Source organism: Moritella sp. Urea-trap-13 (assembly GCF_002836355.1).
Lineage (GTDB): Bacteria > Pseudomonadota > Gammaproteobacteria > Enterobacterales > Moritellaceae > Moritella.
Genome location: NZ_PJCA01000037.1, coordinates 100,288 through 119,835, shown reverse-complemented (window position 1 = coordinate 119,835; position 19,548 = coordinate 100,288). Strand labels below are relative to the sequence as shown.

The 19,548-nt window shown below is 42.5% G+C and carries 19 protein-coding genes; 15 read left to right on the top strand and 4 right to left on the bottom strand.

What is annotated here, in order from left to right:
* The first annotated feature begins 1 nt into the window (after position 1).
* Positions 2-877, top strand: a complete 876-nt coding sequence (gene hflC / locus CXF93_RS17455) for a protease modulator HflC (RefSeq protein WP_101063809.1) — start codon at positions 2-4, stop codon at positions 875-877.
* 189 nt (positions 878-1,066) lie between these two features.
* Here the strand turns inward: hflC and fldB are convergent, their stop codons facing one another.
* The gene (gene fldB / locus CXF93_RS17450; RefSeq protein ID WP_101063808.1) at positions 1,067-1,585 is read right to left on the bottom strand and encodes a flavodoxin FldB; all 519 of its coding nucleotides are present in this window, start codon (positions 1,583-1,585) and stop codon (positions 1,067-1,069) included.
* A 230-nt stretch (positions 1,586-1,815) separates the two neighbouring features.
* On the opposite strand from fldB, the gene xerD reads away from it, so the two are divergent.
* The 6 genes from xerD to lysS all read left to right on the top strand — a co-directional run bounded on the left by xerD (position 1,816) and on the right by lysS (position 8,882).
* Positions 1,816-2,706 (top strand): site-specific tyrosine recombinase XerD, encoded by an 891-nt coding sequence (gene xerD / locus CXF93_RS17445; protein WP_101063807.1) that lies wholly within the window; start codon positions 1,816-1,818, stop codon positions 2,704-2,706.
* A 121-nt stretch (positions 2,707-2,827) separates the two neighbouring features.
* Positions 2,828-3,658, top strand: a complete 831-nt coding sequence (gene dsbC / locus CXF93_RS17440; RefSeq protein WP_101063806.1) for a bifunctional protein-disulfide isomerase/oxidoreductase DsbC — start codon at positions 2,828-2,830, stop codon at positions 3,656-3,658.
* Positions 3,655-5,388, top strand: coding sequence for a single-stranded-DNA-specific exonuclease RecJ (recJ, locus tag CXF93_RS17435; protein ID WP_101063804.1), 1,734 nt, complete (start codon positions 3,655-3,657; stop codon positions 5,386-5,388). The genes dsbC and recJ overlap by 4 nt, the downstream gene beginning before the upstream one ends.
* 145 nt (positions 5,389-5,533) lie before the next feature.
* Positions 5,534-5,947, top strand: a complete 414-nt coding sequence (locus CXF93_RS17430; protein ID WP_101063802.1) for a CBS domain-containing protein — start codon at positions 5,534-5,536, stop codon at positions 5,945-5,947.
* Between the two features lie 311 nt (positions 5,948-6,258).
* A protein-coding gene (gene prfB, locus CXF93_RS17425; protein ID WP_198551702.1) for a peptide chain release factor 2 occupies positions 6,259-7,357 on the top strand; the annotation gives its coding sequence in 2 pieces (ribosomal slippage) (positions 6,259-6,333 and positions 6,335-7,357; 1,098 coding nt in all).
* A 16-nt stretch (positions 7,358-7,373) separates the two neighbouring features.
* Entirely contained in the window at positions 7,374-8,882 is a 1,509-nt protein-coding gene (gene lysS / locus CXF93_RS17420; RefSeq protein WP_101063798.1) for a lysine--tRNA ligase, read from the top strand.
* Positions 8,883-8,999: 117 nt separating this feature from the next.
* Here the strand turns inward: lysS and ygfZ are convergent, their stop codons facing one another.
* Positions 9,000-9,986 (bottom strand): tRNA-modifying protein YgfZ, encoded by a 987-nt coding sequence (ygfZ, locus tag CXF93_RS17415; RefSeq protein WP_101063796.1) that lies wholly within the window; start codon positions 9,984-9,986, stop codon positions 9,000-9,002.
* A gap of 120 nt (positions 9,987-10,106) precedes the next feature.
* Between ygfZ and CXF93_RS17410 the strand changes: the two genes are divergently transcribed.
* The 3 genes from CXF93_RS17410 to CXF93_RS17400 all read left to right on the top strand — a co-directional run bounded on the left by CXF93_RS17410 (position 10,107) and on the right by CXF93_RS17400 (position 12,882).
* Entirely contained in the window at positions 10,107-10,358 is a 252-nt protein-coding gene (locus CXF93_RS17410; RefSeq protein ID WP_017221855.1) for a succinate dehydrogenase assembly factor 2, read from the top strand.
* Positions 10,336-10,743, top strand: coding sequence for a protein YgfX (locus CXF93_RS17405; protein ID WP_101063795.1), 408 nt, complete (start codon positions 10,336-10,338; stop codon positions 10,741-10,743). Before CXF93_RS17410 ends, CXF93_RS17405 begins: the two co-directional genes overlap by 23 nt.
* 213 nt (positions 10,744-10,956) lie before the next feature.
* Positions 10,957-12,882 (top strand): alkaline phosphatase D family protein, encoded by a 1,926-nt coding sequence (locus tag CXF93_RS17400; protein WP_101063793.1) that lies wholly within the window; start codon positions 10,957-10,959, stop codon positions 12,880-12,882.
* A gap of 34 nt (positions 12,883-12,916) precedes the next feature.
* Here the strand turns inward: CXF93_RS17400 and CXF93_RS17395 are convergent, their stop codons facing one another.
* Positions 12,917-13,867 carry a LysR family transcriptional regulator gene (locus CXF93_RS17395; RefSeq protein ID WP_101063792.1) on the bottom strand — a complete coding sequence of 317 codons (951 nt, stop codon included), beginning with the start codon at positions 13,865-13,867 and terminating at the stop codon, positions 12,917-12,919.
* Positions 13,868-14,000: 133 nt separating this feature from the next.
* Here CXF93_RS17395 and CXF93_RS17390 point away from each other — a divergent pair, with 133 nt between their 5' ends.
* Entirely contained in the window at positions 14,001-14,813 is an 813-nt protein-coding gene (locus CXF93_RS17390) for an enoyl-CoA hydratase/isomerase family protein (RefSeq protein ID WP_101063790.1), read from the top strand.
* A 57-nt stretch (positions 14,814-14,870) separates the two neighbouring features.
* Here the strand turns inward: CXF93_RS17390 and nadB are convergent, their stop codons facing one another.
* The gene (nadB, locus tag CXF93_RS17385; protein WP_101063788.1) at positions 14,871-16,475 is read right to left on the bottom strand and encodes an L-aspartate oxidase; all 1,605 of its coding nucleotides are present in this window, start codon (positions 16,473-16,475) and stop codon (positions 14,871-14,873) included.
* 235 nt (positions 16,476-16,710) lie between these two features.
* Between nadB and rpoE the strand changes: the two genes are divergently transcribed.
* The 4 genes from rpoE to CXF93_RS17365 all read left to right on the top strand — a co-directional run bounded on the left by rpoE (position 16,711) and on the right by CXF93_RS17365 (position 19,498).
* Positions 16,711-17,289, top strand: a complete 579-nt coding sequence (gene rpoE, locus CXF93_RS17380; protein WP_006032498.1) for an RNA polymerase sigma factor RpoE — start codon at positions 16,711-16,713, stop codon at positions 17,287-17,289.
* Between the two features lie 41 nt (positions 17,290-17,330).
* Positions 17,331-17,879 carry a sigma-E factor negative regulatory protein gene (locus CXF93_RS17375; protein ID WP_101063787.1) on the top strand — a complete coding sequence of 183 codons (549 nt, stop codon included), beginning with the start codon at positions 17,331-17,333 and terminating at the stop codon, positions 17,877-17,879.
* Positions 17,880-17,892: 13 nt separating this feature from the next.
* Complete coding sequence (locus CXF93_RS17370; protein WP_101063786.1) at positions 17,893-18,912, top strand: MucB/RseB C-terminal domain-containing protein; 1,020 nt, start codon at positions 17,893-17,895, stop codon at positions 18,910-18,912.
* A gap of 106 nt (positions 18,913-19,018) precedes the next feature.
* Positions 19,019-19,498, top strand: coding sequence for a SoxR reducing system RseC family protein (locus CXF93_RS17365; protein ID WP_101063784.1), 480 nt, complete (start codon positions 19,019-19,021; stop codon positions 19,496-19,498).
* The last annotated feature ends 50 nt before the right edge of the window (positions 19,499-19,548 follow it).

Sequence of the window (19,548 nt, the reverse complement as noted above, 5' to 3'; positions counted from 1 at the left end):
TATGAATCAATTAAAAGCAGTTATTTTAGTACTTGTGCTATTACTTGGTTTTTCGTCTTTCTTTGTGGTGAACGAAGGTGAACGTGCGTTAGTTGTACGTTTTGGTAAAGTACTTAAAACGGGTGATACAGCGAAGGTTTACCTTCCAGGTCTAAACTTTAAAGTACCATTTATCGATTCAATTCGAGTGTTAAGCTCACGCTTACAAACGCTTGATGGCCTTGCTGACCGTTTCGTTACGTCTGAAAAGAAAGATTTAATTATCGATTCTTACGTGAAATGGCGTATTGGAGACTTTGAGAAGTTTTACCTTGCAACCAATGGCGGTAATTTCTTACAAGCTGAGTCTTTATTATCACGTAAAATTACCAATGGTCTACGTAATGAGATTGGTAATCGCACCATTAAAGATATCGTTTCTGGTGAACGTGGCGAAGTGATGGAAGATGCACTAAAACGTATGGCTCGTTCATCTGAGCTAGGTATTTTGGTTGAAGATGTACGTATCAAGCAGATCAATTTACCTGAGGAAGTAAGCAACAGTATCTTCCAACGTATGAGTGCAGAGCGTCATGCTGTAGCGAAAGAACACCGTGCGCAAGGTTATGAGCAAGCTGAAATCATCAAAGCATCTGTTGACGCTAAAGTAACAGTAATGCTAGCTGATGCTAACCGTCAAGCACGTCAACTACGTGGTGAAGGTGATGCACGCGCAGCGAAGATTTATGCTGATTCATATAACAAAGATGTTGAATTTTATAATTTCTTACGTAGCTTACAAGCTTACACTAAGAGTTTTAGTAACAAATCTGATGTATTAGTTATCTCTCCTGAGAGCGATTTCTTCGATTACATGAAAGGCGTTTCTTTAAAATAAGCATTACTTGTTAATGAATAACAAAAAGCCGCTGTAATCTTAGATTGCAGCGGCTTTTTTTACTTTTTATTTTATCTGCTTGTTGTGATGGGACACATTACGACGTTGGGTGTTATGCCTGCACATCACATATAATGTCCATCACTTATATTCGTTGTTATGAGTCGCGATGAGTTTTTATGGGTGTTATCAATAGTGCGCTGCAATTTCTTCCAGTACTTGTAATGTCCAAGTCGCGATGCGTTCATCAGTCTGGTCATACTGGCTGTCTTCATCTAGCGCGAGCCCGAAAAATTGGCTTTCATCTTCGGTTAATGCTTTTGAAGCGACAAATTCGTAACCTTGGTTGGGCCATTGACCAATAAAGTGAATGCCCTTGCCTTGCAGCTCGTCAAACAACATGCCCATCGCATCCAGATACCATTCGCTGTAGTTAACTTGGTCACCAAGACCAAATAGCGCCACCGTTTTACCTGCTAGGTTAATGCCTGCAATGTCAGACCAAAGATCACCCCAGTCTTCTTGAAGTTCACCGTAATCCCAAGTAGAGATACCAAATAGCACCACATCATAGGTTTCTATATCGGTAAAACCTGTGTCTTTTATGTCATGTAAGTCGACAAGTTCTGCACCGATCTCTGCTTGGATCTTTTCCGCAGCTATGGTGGTATAAAAAGTAGTGGAGCCGTAATATAAACCGATTTTCATTATCTACATCCAAAGACAGAGTTGCTAATTACACTATGTGTTAATCGTGGTTTGAGCGTCAGTTGCACATTTCTCGTGCATCATTTTTATATAGTAACATGAGATAATTGTACTATAATCCATGTTTATTTATACAGTGTTGTTATACTGATGAAATAGCACTGGCAATTGTCATTGCTATCGTAATAGTTATCGCAATAGTTATAGTAATAGCAGCATAGGGCAGAAGCTTGGAAAAGATTGAAATAATAGAACAGTTTTTAGATGTTATGTGGCATGAGCGCGGATTGTCAGACAATACCTTGATGTCTTACCGCAATGACTTAAACCAATATCACCACTGGCTAGAGCAACATAAGCAGCAATTATTAACTGTCGATCGTCTTGAGATCCAAGCGTTCATGGCCAGCCGTTTTGATTTAGGCTACAAAGCGACGAGTACAGCGCGTCAATTGAGTGCTATTCGTCGCCTCTATCAATATTTCTATCGTGAACAGTTACGTGATGATGACCCCACCGCATTGCTCATCAGTCCGAAATTGCCACAGCGCTTACCGGGTAATTTATCGGAAGCTGAAGTCGAGGCATTGCTCGCTGCTCCGGATTTAGCTGACCCTATCCAATTACGCGATAAAGCCATGATGGAACTTTTGTATGCCACTGGATTACGGGTATCTGAGTTAGTGGGTTTGAGCATGGAGTCGATGAGTTTACGCCAAGGCTTAGTTCGGGTAACGGGTAAAGGCGGTAAAGAGCGTTTGGTACCTATGGGTGAAGAAGCTGTTTATTGGACTGAGCGCTTTATTGATGAATCGCGTGCGACGTTACTGAAGGGGCTAACATCTGATGTGGTATTTCCATCACGACGTGGCAACTTTATGACTAGGCAAACCTTCTGGCATCGTCTTAAGCATTATTCACAAGTAGCAGGGATCACCACGCATTTATCCCCTCATACCTTACGTCATGCCTTTGCCACTCACTTGTTGAACTACGGCGCGGACTTACGCGTGGTACAGATGTTATTGGGCCACAGCGATTTATCCACTACACAAATTTATACTCATGTCGCCACGGCGCGATTAGAGCAACTGCATAGTGAGCATCATCCTCGCGCGTAACAGCGCTGATGACCAGCTATTAGCAAGGGTAAAGCAAGGATTAAGGCTAGTGATAAATAACGAATTCTGTTAATTTATCGACTATAGATATCCATTAAGGATAACAGCGGAGACAAATCACATGTTAAAGAAAGTATTAATTACAGCAATCGCTGCAGGCTTAGTAGGCAGTTTTGTATTGGGAATAAACAGTGCGCCGGAGCAAACTGCACCGACACCAGATGTCGCGCTGCAGACTGTTGCAGCTAAAGCTGTAGCCGAAAGTACCAGTACTGAATTATTATCTGCACTAGCACCTGAAGACCAAGATATTTCACGCTTACTCGCTGAAAAACTTAACTTTAAAGTATCGAGTGTTAGTGATAGTGCGATCCCGGGCTTATTTGAAGTGGTCACAGACCAAGGCATCTTCTATGTGAATGCCGATGCTTCTAATCTTATTCAAGGCACGCTTTACCAAGTGGGTGATGCTGGTGTTACCGATCTAACGGAACAGGCAATGGGTAAAGTTCGCCAACAAGCAATACAAGCACTTGCGGGTGAAACGATCGATTACCCTGCAGAAAACGAAAAATATAGCATTACTGTGTTTACCGATATTAACTGCGGTTATTGCCGTAAGTTACATAATGAAGTCGCGCAGCTTAATGAACTGGGAATTAGCGTTAAATATCTAGCCTTCCCACGTGGTGGCCTGAATTCACCGACGTATCAAGACATGGCCTCAATTTGGTGTGCTGAAGATAAAGCCCAAGCAATGAACAATGCTAAACGTGGCGGTAAAGTTGTGCCTGAAATGTGTACCAATACCGTGGCCCAGCAATATGAACTTGGCCGTCGCTTAGGCGTGACAGGAACGCCGGCGATTGTGTTTGATAATGGTCAAATGCAACCGGGTTATGTGCCAGCTGCGCAGCTATTAAATCTGCTAGAAAGTATGGATAAATCTTGAATAAGCACATTAAGCGTCGCGATAATTTAGATTGCGACGGTATATCAGCAGCAGTTCCGGCATTGCTACGTCAGATTTATGCAAGTCGTGGCGTTACCTCTGACCAAGAGCTGGATAAAGGCGCTAAAAACTTATTACGCCCTAATCAGCTTCAAGGTATTACTGCTGCGTGTGAACTATTGGTCGCGGCGTTAGAGCAAAATCAGCGCATCATAGTGGTGGGTGATTTTGATGCTGATGGCGCTACAAGTACCGCATTATCGATACTGGCATTTAAGATGCTGGGTTATCGTAATGTCGATTTCTTAGTACCTAACCGCTTTGAATTTGGTTATGGCCTGAGTCCTGAAATTGTCGATCTTGCTGCCGCTCATGGCGCGCAAGTGATCATGACCGTGGATAACGGTATTTCCAGTATCGCTGGGGTTGCCGCGGCGAAAGCGCTGGGCATTAAAGTGCTAGTGACCGATCACCATCTACCGGGTAATGAAATACCAGCTGCAGATGCTATTGTTAATCCCAATCAACATGGTTGTACTTTCCCGAGTAAAAATTTAGCCGGTGTTGGTGTGGCTTTCTATGTGATGTTAGCATTACGCAGTGCGCTGCGTGAACAGAATTGGTTTGCCAAGCAAGGTTTAGTTGAGCCTAATCTAGCCTGCTTGTTAGATATCGTGGCACTGGGTACCGTTGCTGACGTGGTGCCATTAGATGCCAATAACCGTATTTTGGTCCATCAAGGTTTACAACGTATACGCGCGGACAAATGTCGTCCGGGGATTAAAGCCTTAATCGAAATTGCTAATCGTAATCAAGCGCAGCTTTGCGCCAGTGATCTGGGATTTGCATTAGGCCCAAGGTTGAATGCAGCGGGGCGCTTAGATGACATGTCAGTCGGTGTAGCTACGTTATTGTGTGAAGATCTCAATAATGCCCGTCGCTTTGCCGGTGAACTTGATAGTCTCAATGAAGAACGTAAAGAAATTGAAAGCTCGATGCAGCAAGAAGCATTAGCGATCTTAAGCAGTGTTGATTTTGCTGCAGGACAAGTGCCTTACGGTATTTGTCTATTCCAAGATGATTGGCATCAAGGTGTCGTGGGTTTAGTCGCCTCGCGTATCAAAGAGCGCTTTCACCGTCCTGTTATTGCATTTGCTGATGCGGGTGAAGGTGAAATTAAAGGTTCTGCACGTTCAATACCGGGTTTACATTTACGCGATGTTTTAGAATTACTCGATACCCGAAATCCGGGGATGATTTTGAAATATGGTGGTCATGCTATGGCTGCGGGTTTGTCGTTACGTCTTGATTGCTATGACGAGTTTTCGAAACAGTTTAACGGCCTAGTACAGGAACTGTTAACTGAAGAACAGTTAACAGGCGTGGTATTAAGTGATGGTGAATTACCGAGTGAGCAACTTTCATTGCCAACTGCTGAGTTAATTAAAGAAGCGGCGCCCTGGGGACAAATGTTCCCTGAACCGATCTTTGACGGCATCTTTAAACTACGCGAACAACGCCTTGTGGGTAAAAAGCATTTAAAAATGATGCTAGAGCCTGAACTTGGTGGACCGCTGGTCGATGCGATTGCCTTTAATGTTGATTTGGATATATGGCCTGATGCCTCAGTGCAGAAGATCGAGCTAGCCTATAAACTCGATGTGAATGAGTTTCGTGGCAAGCGTAGCCTGCAGTTTATGGTTGAGCACTTACTGCCGTTACGTTCGTAGTTTTAGACTATTCATATATAGAATAGATATCGATAGTTAATGCCGATTAAACACTTAGTTTTAATCGTCTTTAGCTACCAAACGTTTGCCGTTATAGTTATTACCTCTTCTACAGCAATCCTGCTTTAAGATAAGGATATAGACCATGACTATGCAACGCGTAATGAATGAAATGAAAATTAATGCCCCAAGTATTCCATGTGGCATGTCACTGGTGGCTGTAGTTGAACTGTTTGCTAAACATCAGATTAACGCGGTACCTGTTGTTAACCCTGCAAATGAAGTGATTGGTTTCGTATCTGAATCTGATTGTATGCAAGCATTGATTAGCGGTAGTTACCATTGCGACAAACCGGCAATCGTTAATGACGTGATGAGTAAAAACGTCGTGAGTGTTTCACCACAAGACAGTATTGTTGATATAGCTATTCGCATGACTAAAGATAACTTTAGTGTCTACCCGGTTGTTGAAGCGAGCAAGTTGGTGGGTATTATTAGTCGCAGAGATATTCTGCAAGTGTTGGCTGAAAATAATAATCAGTGTAATAAACTGAGCTAGATTTTCACCACGGCTATTTCAAAACCATGCTGCCCTAGCATGGTTTTTTGTTATTTTATTTCTGCGTTTTAACCGACTTTCCGTTCAATTTTTATTTATCTGCATTTTTTTGCTCATATTATCGATTAATTTGCTATTTTCTTAATCTTCCCCTGTTTATCCGTTAGTGAATTCGGTAAAATTTGCTGTTGTGTAAAATCCCATAGTTAGAGCAATATACTTAGTTGCGTGTTGAATTCGATATTCATCACATAATGCTAGGTACACTATATTTAGCACCATGCTGAATACAACCAAAATAGAGCAAAATCATGTTTGAAGTAAATCCAGTATTGAATAAATTAAAGGAGCTAGGCGAACGCGCTGAGCTGCTTCGGGGGTATCTTTGACTATGATGCTAGTAAAGAGCGTCTAGAAGAGGTATCTGCGGAATTAGAGTCATCAGAAGTATGGAGTGACCCTAAAAGAGCACAAGAATTAGGTAAAGAACGCGCATCATTAGAATTGATCGTAAAAACGATTGATGATCTCGGTACGGGTTGTGATGATGTTGAAGGCTTAGTTGAACTGGCAGTTGAAGCTGAAGACGAAGAAACATTTGCAGAAGCAGAGCATGAAATTATCGGTTTAGAAGCACAGCTAGCTAAACTTGAGTTTCGTCGCATGTTCTCTGGCAAGCAAGACTCTAATGACTGTTATCTTGATATCCAATCTGGCTCAGGCGGTACTGAAGCGCAAGATTGGGCAAACATGTTATTACGTATGTTCTTACGATGGGGTGAGGCACACAAATTTAAAGTTGAGTTGATCGAAGTATCAGCTGGCGATGTAGCCGGAATCAAAGGCGCTACTATCCGTTTGGGTGGTGAGTATGCTTTTGGTTGGTTACGTACAGAAACCGGTGTACACCGTTTAGTGCGTAAATCACCATTTGATTCAAGTGGCCGTCGCCATACCTCATTTGCATCGGTATTTGTTTATCCTGAAATTGATGACAGTATCGAAATTGACTTAAATCCATCGGACTTACGTATCGATGTATACCGTGCTTCTGGCGCGGGTGGTCAGCACGTAAATACAACAGAATCAGCGGTACGTATTACTCACTTACCGACCAATCTTGTTGTACAATGCCAGAACGATCGCTCTCAGCATAAGAATAAAGATGCAGCGATGAAGCAAATGCGAGCGAAGTTGTTTGAGCATGAAATGCAAAAACAAAACGCTGAAAAACAAATCGCAGAAGACGCTAAATCAGATATCGGTTGGGGCAGCCAGATCCGTTCATACGTACTGGATGACTCACGCGTAAAAGATTTACGTACTGGTGTTGAAACACGCAACACACAATCCGTTTTAGACGGTGATTTAGACAAATTTATTGAAGCCAGCCTGAAATCAGGCCTGTAAAAAATAGGGTTAAAAAATGACTGAACAGTTACAAGATGAAAACAAACTGATTGCAGAACGTCGCGCGAAATTAGAACATATCCGCAAGAACTGTAAAGCAAATGGCCACCCTAACGACTTTCGTGTAAAAGATAAGTCAGCAGATTTACAGGCAGCATTTGGCGAGAAATCAAAAGAAGAATTAGTGGAAATGCAGCACGTGGTAAGCATCGCGGGTCGTATCATGGCTAAACGTGGTCCTTTCCTTGCTATCCAAGATACATCTGGTCGCATTCAAGCATACGCATCGAAAGATGTGCAAAAAGCACAAAAAGCGGATCTTGGTGGTCTAGACATCGGTGATATCGTTGGTATTACTGGCGCACTAAACAAATCAGGTAAAGGCGATCTTTACGTTGAAATGACAGAGTACGTGCTACTAACTAAAGCACTACGCCCGTTACCAGAAAAATTTCATGGTCTAACTGACCAAGAAATGCGTTACCGTCAGCGTTACGTTGACCTTATCGTAAATGCTGAATCGCGTAATGCATTCATCGTACGTTCTAAGTTAGTAACAGCTATCCGTAACTTCATGGTATCAAAAGATTACATGGAAGTTGAAACGCCGATGATGCACGTGATCCCTGGTGGCGCAACAGCGCGTCCATTTGTTACTCATCATAACGCGCTTGATCAAGCAATGTATCTGCGTGTAGCGCCGGAACTATACCTTAAGCGTTTAGTTGTTGGTGGTTTTGATCGTGTATTTGAAATCAACCGTAACTTCCGTAACGAAGGTCTATCTCCTCGTCACAACCCTGAATTCACTATGATGGAATTCTACCAAGCTTATGCTGACTACAACGATCTTATGGATTTCACTGAAGAAATGCTAAGCACGGTAGCGGTTGAAGTACTTGGTGCTACGTCTATGCCTTACGGTAATGAGACTGTTGAATTTGGTGGCAAATACACACGTATTAGCATGCTAGATGCAATCATACAGTACAACCCTGAGCACGAAGTTATTCAAGCACTGACTAATGAAGGTGTTCAAGATCGTGAGTTAATGGTTTCTATCGCGAAATCACTACACATGAATGTTGAGAAATTCTGGACTTGTGGTCAATTACTAGAAGAGATCTTTGGTGAAACAGCTGAACCACAACTGATTCAACCAACGTTCATCACTGGCTACCCAGCGGATATCTCGCCACTAGCACGTCGTAGCGATGACAATCCATTTTTCACTGACCGTTTCGAGTTCTTCATCGGTGGCCGTGAAGTTGCAAATGGTTTCTCTGAGCTTAACGATGCACAAGACCAAGACGAACGTTTCAAAGCGCAAGTTAACGCAAAAGATGCGGGTGATGATGAAGCGATGTACTACGATGCAGATTATATCACTGCACTAGAGCACGGTTTACCACCAACTGCTGGTCAAGGTATTGGTATCGACCGTTTAGCTATGTTGTTCACTAACACACATACTATCCGTGACGTGATCTTATTCCCAGCAATGCGTCCGCAAGCAAATAGCTAATTAGTTATTTAACTTAACGATAGTAAAAAGCCAGTCACGTTATGTGACTGGCTTTTTTATTTTCTGCATTTTATTTTATATGCTTGGGCACTGTGGTGCACAGAAATTAAGTGTTAATTAGTCTACTTCTACCAATGAATACGGTAATGGCATGAAGGCCAATGTTGATTCGTTATCAGTGATTTTAAACACGCTATCGGTTTCAAGGTTGTTTGGCAATACGCTCGAAATCAATTGCACGCCATCGCTATAACGGTAGCTTAAGTTCACCTTACCACTACTGCGCCAGTTTTCACCCAGTTGTAATTCAATGCTATCACCACTGTTAACTTCAGATGCAGTCACACCGCTTAAGATCGCCATTGCTCGTTTATTAGTACCGCGGTATTTCGCGCGGGCAACGGTTTCTTGGCCTGTGTAACAACCTTTGGTAAAGCTAACGCCATCATAGGCTTGTAAATTAAATGCTTGTGGGATCTGGACGCTGCTCATCGCTGCGCTAACAATCGGCGCTGCCGCGAGGATATCAAGCGCATCCCAGAATGAACCGTCATCGGTTGCTGCTTCGGCTAAGTGTTGGCTAATCTGTTGCAGTGATGCATCACTTTTTTGTAATAACACCAAGAAACGTGGTGTTTCGCCAATCAAGCGCATGACAAAACCATTTGGTAAATGAGTCACCGCTTCTTCACCTAGCGTAATGGCAAATGTCTTATTCAACCATTGTTCTGCTTGCTCGCCCGCGATACCGTAAAGGTTACAAAATGCGGAAGCATCGGTGAGTTCTACTTTTGAGAATACCGCGTATTTTTTGAGTTCAGGCAGGGTAACTGCCAATGCGTCTTTGCGCATGATGAAATAAAATGAACTGCCTTTTTTCGCGACTTGGAAGGTTGACCACAGTTTGCCTTTGGGATCGCAATGACCACCCCATGTCGTTTGTTGATCTTCTAAACCCACCAGATCACAAGTCAATTGACCTTGTAAATAACTTAAACGCTGCTCGCCTGTTGCAGTCATTAATCCCCAGTGTGATAGCTCGCTTACGATCACATTTGGTAATGCGTCTGTTGATGCTAGGGTCAGTTTATTAAATTGCGTCATTGTTTACTCTTCTCTGGCTGGTTTTCTCTATGGTAGAGTGAACGCAAGCATTTGTCTTTAGAAGATCTTGTTTATTTTTATGGTAGAATTAGGGCATGGACAATTAGATAAGGGAAAAAGATGACTAAGTTAGATTCGAAGGCACGTTTACGCTGGGCTTGTCGCCGTGGCATGCTGGAATTAGATGTATTATTTCGTCCGTTTGTGGATGAAGCTTATGATGATTTGTCAGATGAAGATAAATTACTTTTCCAACGCTTGTTAACAGGCGAAGATCCAGAGCTATTTGCTTGGGCAATGGGTCATGAAAAATGCGCTGATCCAGAGTTAGCCTATATGATGAATAAAATTGTCTCAAGAGTTAAAGTGTAACCTCAGGTTACGCCCGTCTAAATACTGGTTGTTGTTGTGTATTACGATACATAGCACGGTACTCGGTTTGTTATTAAGCTGGCTGACCCTTATCTCATTGCAACTGGTTTATAGCGTAGTCATTATTGCTTTGTGCTGTTATCAGTGCAGGCAGCATTGGCTACGTCGTCCCTCGTTGACGTATTTTACCAATGGCTATTTGCAGTTTGATACCGACAGCGAATTATGGCTGATAGACAAACGCTCTCGCAGCGCGGATCTGTTTATTCATTTAAGCTATACCCGTCTGGACCATACCCACCGAAAATCCTTGTATATAATGCGTGATGCCATCGACGATAATGATTATCGCCGTTTAGTGCGCACCATTAAAATATTAAGCTAATGCTAACGATATTAACGTCAATGCCTACACTTATACTTACGGTTTGGTTCACTCTTTGAATTTGAAAGCGTGTAAAGAATTGTTTAACTACTGGTAACTCTCTCCCTAGGCTGTCAATTTAATGGTGTTAGTTTAGTCTGCAACAACCTCATTTTGATTAAGAGCGAACAATGTCAATTTCTACAACCACCTCATTTTGATTAAGAGCGAACAATGTCAATTTCTACAACCACCACAACCAATACTGAATCATTACCCGTTGTTATTGCTGGGCCTATGCTACGTCATTGTGATGAACAGCATTTCACGTTGTGGTTTGTGAGTGCTAAGCCATTATCCGATTTGAGCTTAATCTTGCTGGGCGCTGATCTATCTCGAGCTTTAAACCACGATGAAGTGAATTGTATTAAGTTGGGCAGTCATGCTTATCAATATTTAATTAACGTGACTGCCGAAGCGTTATTACCCGCCGAAACGACGATTCATTATCAACTATATGATGCTGAGTTCGGCGACCTATTTACGACCGTGTCAGCGCTTGGCTATGGTGAATGCAATACACCTAATTTTATTATTAAACCGAATATCACTGATATTTTACATGGCTCTTGTCGTCAACCACATCATCACAGCGATGATGCGCTCGTCGCGGCCGATACTCGGTTACAAGGTTTCAATTCTGCAAGCGAACGCCCCTCATTATTGATGTTAAGCGGTGACCAAGTGTATGTGGATGATGTTGCTGGCCCCATGCTCTATGCGATTGGTCAGGTTATCCGTTTATTAGGTTTACCGAATGAAGTGTTTCGCGGGGCAAGTATGACCGCGAGTGAGGATATTAGCTATCAACCTGCAGACTTGTATCAGCGCCATCGTCAGCTATTACCTAAAACGCAATACCCAGCCAAAACAGCCTTGCATGATTGGTATGTGAATCACGCGATATTTACCTCATCATCGGCAGGCAACCACTTAGTCAGTGTCAGTGAAGTGCTTGCCTTGTATCTACTGACGTGGTCTCCAGAGTTGTGGCTGCAGATCACGATCCCGCGTGAAGTTGAAGGTTTAAGCGCTGAACATTTAATCCGCTGGCAACAAGAGTGGGATAGCTTATTGGTTTTCAAAGCGGGGTTAACGAAAGTCCGCCGTCTGATGGCGCATTTACCGACTTATATGATTTTTGACGACCATGATGTTACTGATGATTGGAACTTGACGGCAAAGTGGGAAGCCGTAGCTTATGGTAATGCATTTTCGAAACGTATTATTGGTAATGCGTTAATCGGTTATACCTTGTTCCAAGGACTGGGTAATGACCCGCAGCGTATGCTCGCTCATTTAGCGACTCCGTTGGCTAATTATTTCGAGCAACTATCAGCCAAGACTCAGGATGCGTTAATTGATACTTTGTTGAAATATGAACAATGGCATTATACCTTAGCGACATCCCCTAAATTAGTGGTATTAGATACCCGTACAAGGCGCTGGCGCAGTGAGTCTAATTTGGCTAAACCGTCAGGGTTAATGGATTGGGAAGCCATGATGGAATTTCAACATGAGCTAGTAGGACAAGATAAAGTCATTATCGTTTCGCCAGCCCCTATGTATGGCGTTAAGGTGATTGAAACCGTGCAACGTATCGCTACTATGTGTGGGGCCTCGTTATTGGTCGATGCAGAAAACTGGATGGCGCATCCAGGTACGGCTAATACCTTGCTGAGTATTTTTATGCATCGTAAAACCCCGCAGCAGTTTGTGATCTTATCGGGTGATGTGCATTACTCATTTGCCTATGAAATCGGTATTCGTTTTCGTCATGGTGGGCCGCAGATATATCAAATTACCTGTAGTGGTCTTAAAAATCAGTTTCCCGAAAAGTTGCTTTCTTACTTTGATAAACTTAATGCTTGGTTATACGGTTATTATTCACCACTGAATTTTTTCACTAAGCGTAAACGCATGACGGTCAGAGGGTGTAAACCCAATGGCGCCAAAGATAAACGTTTAATCAATCACAGTGGTATCGGCATGGTGAGTTTTGCTGATAACGGTGCTCCGAGTAAGATAGCTGTATTACACAGTGATATGACCGAAACCCTGTTTATCCCACCTAAGCATGATAAATTCATACTTAGCTAAAATAGCTAAAATAGCTAAAAAGGTCATTAGTTACCTACTTTACTGGTTGATACATGTTGTCAAAATGCGGAATGTTATTTTCCCATATTGGCACATCTTCACCGATGATAGATTTGAGCGTATCTATGAATAATTTCGTTTTGATTGGCGCGTCGCGATGCGGGTATACGGCATAGAAAGTACCGAAATCATCTAAATGAAGCTGGGTCATGATCGGGATGAGTTTACCTTCAAATATTTCATTCTCAATCATCTGTGCGGTGATGACCGCCAGCATCTGTCCTGCCATCGCAGTTTGAGTGATCATCTCGACCTCGTTGACTTTATAAGCGACATTTAATTGCAGTTGCTTACTCTCCTGGTTGCCATCGACGTAACTGAATTTATCGATTAATAATCCCGGAGCACAGTAAACTGCAGCGGGTAACGCTTCTAACTGTGCAACCGTGTTGATTTCGCCGTGTGTGCTGATGAACGCGGGGGATGCCACAATCAATAACCTATCGCGCGCAATTTTTCTGGTGATTAAGCTCGAATTTTTTGGCTTACCGATACGAAAGCCAATATCAAAGCCTTCACTGACGATATCTACAAATCTGTCGTCTAAGCGTAATTCAACCGAGACATCTGGATACTTCTGTTGAAATGCTAATACAGCTTGTTGAACATATTGGCGACCAAACAAGGCTGAACTGGTGATCCGTAATATACCGCGGGGTTCGGAATGATAATTTTGTGCCATCCTATGAGTATCATTTAAAAGTGTTCGCAATAGTTTGGCTTGGCTCACCATTTCATTACCAGCGGCAGTTAAAGAGAGCGAACGTGTTGTTCGATTGAGTAAACGGACACTTAATTCACTTTCTAATTTGTTTATGTGTTTTGAGATCACTGAGCGATCTACATTTCGTTGTTCGGACACCTTCGTAAATGACCCAAGTTCAGCCACTTCAAGTAGCACTAATAACCGACTCGCAAAATCCATATTTACCTTTGTTGCTTTTTTGGCACCAATAATATGTAAATTTAAGTATTTTTCTTATCTTATGTCAAGTCTATAGTTATACACATTGAAGGGCAGAGCTGATATCGCCCAGTTAAATAAACAGGAAAATACTATGAACAAGTTATCGATTACCCATAACGACGGTATTGCGACGGTGATGATTAACAACCCGCCAGTAAACGTGTTAACGATTGACCTTATAAACGAAGTGAATGCGTTGGTGTTATCCCTAAAGGATGACCGTGATACTAAGGTTGTGGTATTTAAGTCGTGTCATGAAGCCTTCTTTTTAGCCCATTTAGATCTGAATGTCATTAATGGTACGCAGGGCGGGCAGGCGGCATCGATTGAGTTTAATCATATGATCGCCAATATTAAAGCGATGAAGCAAATATCGGTTGCCGTTGTCGATGGTGTGGCACGTGGCGGCGGTAATGAATTTGTGATGGCTTGTGATTTAGCTTATGCCACTGAAAACGCAGCATTTGCACAGCCAGAAATACACGTGAATATTCCAACTGGTGGTCAAGGTGCGGTGCAATTTGCGAGAAGAATGGGTAAAAAAAAAGCGCTACAAGCATTATTGCTTGGCAATGATTTTACTGCTCAGCAAGCTGAAACGTTAAATATTATCACTCAGTTTGTACCTAAAGCAGAAATGGAGTCTTTTTTAACGCAAGTACTTGGCGTCATTAGCCAGTTAGAAATTCGCGATATCGTGATGTATAAAGAAATCATTGCTGCGTCAATCACAGATGAGCAAGCTGGTGCAGAATTGGAATTACGTTATTTCTTAGAAAGAGCGAAAGAAAATAAGACGCAAGCGATCATCGGGGCATTTTTAAAGCATGGTGGACAAACTGAGCGTGAAGCAAAAGATATGCCGGGTATCTTTGCTGATACCGCCACTGAACTTGGAAAATAATAGTCGGTTAAAATATAAAGCCGCAATCAGTTCATACTGATTGCGGCTTTATAGCAACTAAACCTTAGGTTGTAAGATGGTTGGTTCTGGTTCGTCAAACTGCTCTGGGTAATCGAGCGTGTAGTGCAAGCCGCGACTCTCTTTACGGTCGAGAGCACTGCGAATGATCAAGTCTGCGACTGTCACTAGGTTTCTCAATTCCAGCAAATTATTACTGACGCGGAAGTTACTGTAGTACTCATCAATTTCTTGTTGTAATAAATTTACTCGGCGTAGGGCGCGCTCTAGACGTTTAGTAGTGCGAACAATACCGACATAATCCCACATGAATAATCGTAGCTCGTGCCAGTTATGTTGGATAATCACTTCTTCATCTGAGTTCGTCACTTTACTCTCATCCCACGCTGGAATGCGGTAATCTTTACGCGTTTTATGTAATTTCGATAAAATATCGTCGGCCGCGGCATGGGCAAACACAATACATTCTAACAATGAATTACTGGCTAAACGATTGGCGCCGTGTAGACCGGTATAAGCCACTTCACCAATCGCGTATAAACCACGCATATCTGTTTGGCCAGTTAAGTCAGTCATTACCCCACCACAAGTATAATGTGCAGCTGGTACTGCTGGGATTGGATCTGTGGTGATATCGATGCCTAATTTTAAGCAACGTTCATAAATAGTTGGGAAGTGGCTAATAATAAATTCAGCCGGTTTATGGCTGATATCTAAATACACACAGTCACTGCCGAGACGCTTCATTTCAAAATCGATAGCGCGGGCGACGATATCACGCGGTGCTAATTCGGCGCGTTCATCGAAGTTGGGCATAAAGCGCGTACCGTCAGCGTGACGTAAATAAGCACCTTCACCGCGTAATGCTTCTGTTAGTAAGAAATTCTTGGCATCGGGGTGGAACAAACACGTTGGATGAAATTGATTAAACTCCATATTTGCTACACGACAACCTGCGCGCCATGCCATGGCAATACCATCACCACTCGATACATCGGGATTACTGGTATATTGATAAACTTTGCTGGCACCACCTGTGGCTAAAATAACGAAGCGCGCTTTAATGACTTCGACTTTTTCGGCTTCGCGGTTCCACACGTAAGCTCCGACAATGCGATTAGTTGCTTGATTCAGCTGCTTAGTAGAGATCAGATCAACTGCGTTAAAGCGTTCCATGAGGGTGATGTTTGGGTGTTGAGAGACATTATCGATTAATGTGGTTTGGACTACTTTACCTGTGGCGTCAGCTGCATGCAGGATACGACGATGGCTATGACCGCCTTCTTTGGTGAGATGGTAGTGTTGTTCACCATTATCATCAGCGACTTGATCAAACGGTGCGCCTTTATCTATTAACCAGTTCAAGCTGGTAGCTGCACTGCTGGCGGTAAAATTAACCGTATCTTCATCACATAAGCCAGCTCCTGCAACCAGGGTATCGGCTACATGGCCTTCAATACTGTCCGCTTCATCAAACACGGCGGCGATACCACCTTGTGCGTAAAGGGTTGAACCTTCGGTTAAGCCGCTTTTACTTAACACCGTCACTTTAGCGTGATCGGCGAGTTTTAGCGCCAGTGAGAGTCCTGCGGCACCACTGCCGATAATCAGTACATCGCTTTGGTATTCCGCATTTGTTCTCATAGTTTCCACTCGATTTGTAGTATGCTGTTAGGACTAACTCTAAGTAGGGCATTATAGGCTTTAAATCTCAGGCAATAAAAAGGTATTTTGATTTATTTAGTCTTATTTTGATTTAATTAGCCCAATGGGTCACTTTATTTGGTGTTAAAACGAACTTTTTTTATATAACGTAGTCTGAAAATTACGCATTAGTAATACTAGTGTCATCAGAATAATAAGAGGTTATGAGTTACTAATGAGTGCAAAAGAGACGGACTTGCAATTAGTTGAGCGGGTTCAAGGCGGTGACAAGGCCGCATTTAATTTATTGGTGACGAAATACCAACAAAAAGTGGCGAACCTGATCTCACGCTATGTGTCTGCTAGTGGTGACGTTGCCGATGTGACTCAGGAAGTATTTATTAAAGCCTACCGTGCCTTACCTAACTTTAGAGGTGATAGTGCGTTTTATACTTGGTTGTATCGTATTGCCAGTAATACCGCAAAAAACTATTTAATTGCACAAAGTAGACGACCACCTGCCAATGATATTGATGCCGCAGATGCGGAGTTCTACGACGGCAACGATGGCATGCGCGAGTCGTCAACACCAGAACGTATAATTCTAGCTGAAGAAATGAAAGCGGTTATTTTTTCAGTTATTGATGGGTTACCAGATGAATTACGTACCGCGATAACACTGCGTGAAATGGAAGGCATGAGTTATGACGATATCAGTATTGTCATGAGCTGCCCAGTGGGTACTGTTCGCTCACGTATTTTTAGAGCGCGTGAAGCGATTGAAGTGAAATTGAAACCCTTACTTCAACAGTAAATTAAACACAGATTACGGACGAGTAAATTTAGGTATTAATTATGATAGAAAAAGAACGTTTATCCTCCATTGTAGACAATGAACATATTGATGCAGCATTACTTGATGAGTTAGGTCAAGATGAAGCATTATCGTCAAGTTGGCAGCATTACCATTTGATTGGTGATGTGATGCGTGGTGAGACACCTACAGCGGTTAATTTAGATCTTACCCGTGCAATCTCCGCCGCTATTGCTGAAGAACCAGCACTGATAATGCCAAAAGAAAGTGCCAACGATAGCTCTTTCTATCAAAAAGTGATCCAGCCTTGGCTAAAAACGGGTGGCCAATTTGCTATTGCGGCGTCGGTTACATTAATGGTTATTACGGGGGTGCAATACAGTAATACTGAAGCACCGATAACAGGGCTTGAACCAGCGCTAAATGTCATGCCATTCGCCGGTATCGCATCACCTGTGAGCTTGAGTATTGAATCGCCTGATTCACGTCAAGTACAGCCTGAATTTACCGATGAAGAGAAGGTCGAGCAAGTACGTCGCATCAATGCATTTGTACTTGATCATCAATTACAAAAACGCATCCAGCAATAATAGTGAGCCAGTAATGTTCAAGAAAAGTGTTGGTTTGTGGATCTTATTGTCTTCACTCTTGACCCCTGTAGTGTGGAGTGAAGAGGCGTCAGTTAAGGTTGATAAGCGTGTTGCTGTTCAGCCACAATTATCTGCAGATGCCCTGTTAGACAATATGAAAACGGCATTTAAACAGCTTAATTATGATCTGTCTTATGTCGAGGTCGAGCGCGGCAGAATTACCCCTATGCGTTATAGCCACGGGGTTATTGATGGTGTGTCTGTCGGCCATTTATTGTCGTTAAATGGCAATCCTCGCGAATACTTACGTCGTGGTGAGATCACCAGTTTTTTTGAAGCGGAGCAACCCGGTTATTCATTAGCATCAACGGCTATACCGGGGTTATTATTCAATTTAATGGCGACGGAACTCACACTTGATGAGAGCTTATACCAAGCTGTTTATGTCGGTGGTAAATCTCGTGTTACAGGACGTTTAAGTCAAGTTGTGCGTGTAGTCCCGAATGATAAATACCGCTTTGGTTATTTGATTTGGGTTGATATCACCACTAATTTACCGTTGCGCATTGATATGATCAAAGACAGTGGCGAAGTGGTATTCCAAGTGATGGCTATTTCCTTGTATCAGTTTCCTGATGTGACGCCTTGGTTAGAACAGCTGAACTCAGTTAAACTACCACCGGTGTTATCCGCTGTACAAACACAAACCTTAATGCCGAAGCCGACTGAATCAGAATGGAAAGCAGCTTGGATGCCTGATGGATTTAAACTGATTGTGAGTAATAAACATCAGATTGTTGGCATAGGTCAAACAATTGATTACATGCAGTTTTCAGATGGCTTAGTCGATATCTCTATCTACATCAATTCCAATGCCAAAGCGGGTAGTTTAAGTCAAGGATTAGGTGTATCGGGACAAATTAGTTTACAATCTAAGATCACAGATGATATTGAGATTGTGGTGGTGGGTGAAGTGCCAAGCGCTACCGCTAAGAAAATTGCCGACTCTGTTGTGCGCAATCTTGATAACTAATTTATTCTAACAAGCGTGACTGAACTCAACGATATAGTACTTAACTATATAACACTCGCGTCGTTTGAGTCAGTCACGATTGCTTTAAGCTAAGGTATCCATCAGTATGATTATTGAAACAGCTGTCGTTAAAAGTGTAACGGGTGATCAAGTGTCGGTACAGTGCGAGAGCCAATCAGCTTGTAACCATTGTCATGCCAGTGATAACTGCGGTACCGGAACGGTTGCTAAAGCATTCCCACATCGAATCCACAATTTTACCGTCACTAAAACTGCAGATGTTGTTGCTGGAGATAAGATCGAAATTGGTTTACGTGAAAAGAATTTAGTCACCAGCGCCATGCTAGTTTATTTATTACCATTAGCCGCAATTTTACTGTCACTTGGTCTTGGCCAGTATTTATCACAAGTTTTCCAATTTGAAGGTGAAGGCTTGGTTATTCTCGCGGCTTTTGTTGGTGGTTATATTGGTTTCAGTGGCACTCTAAAATTAAGTGTTAAGTTTGACCAACACTTTGATTTAAAACCTAAAATGCTAGGTGTTGTGGCTCAATCGGAAGTGATAGGGCAATGGCGCGCTGATTAAAAGTAATTGAAAGATAGCAGTCATCCCTTAAATCCGTTAAAATCCGCCTC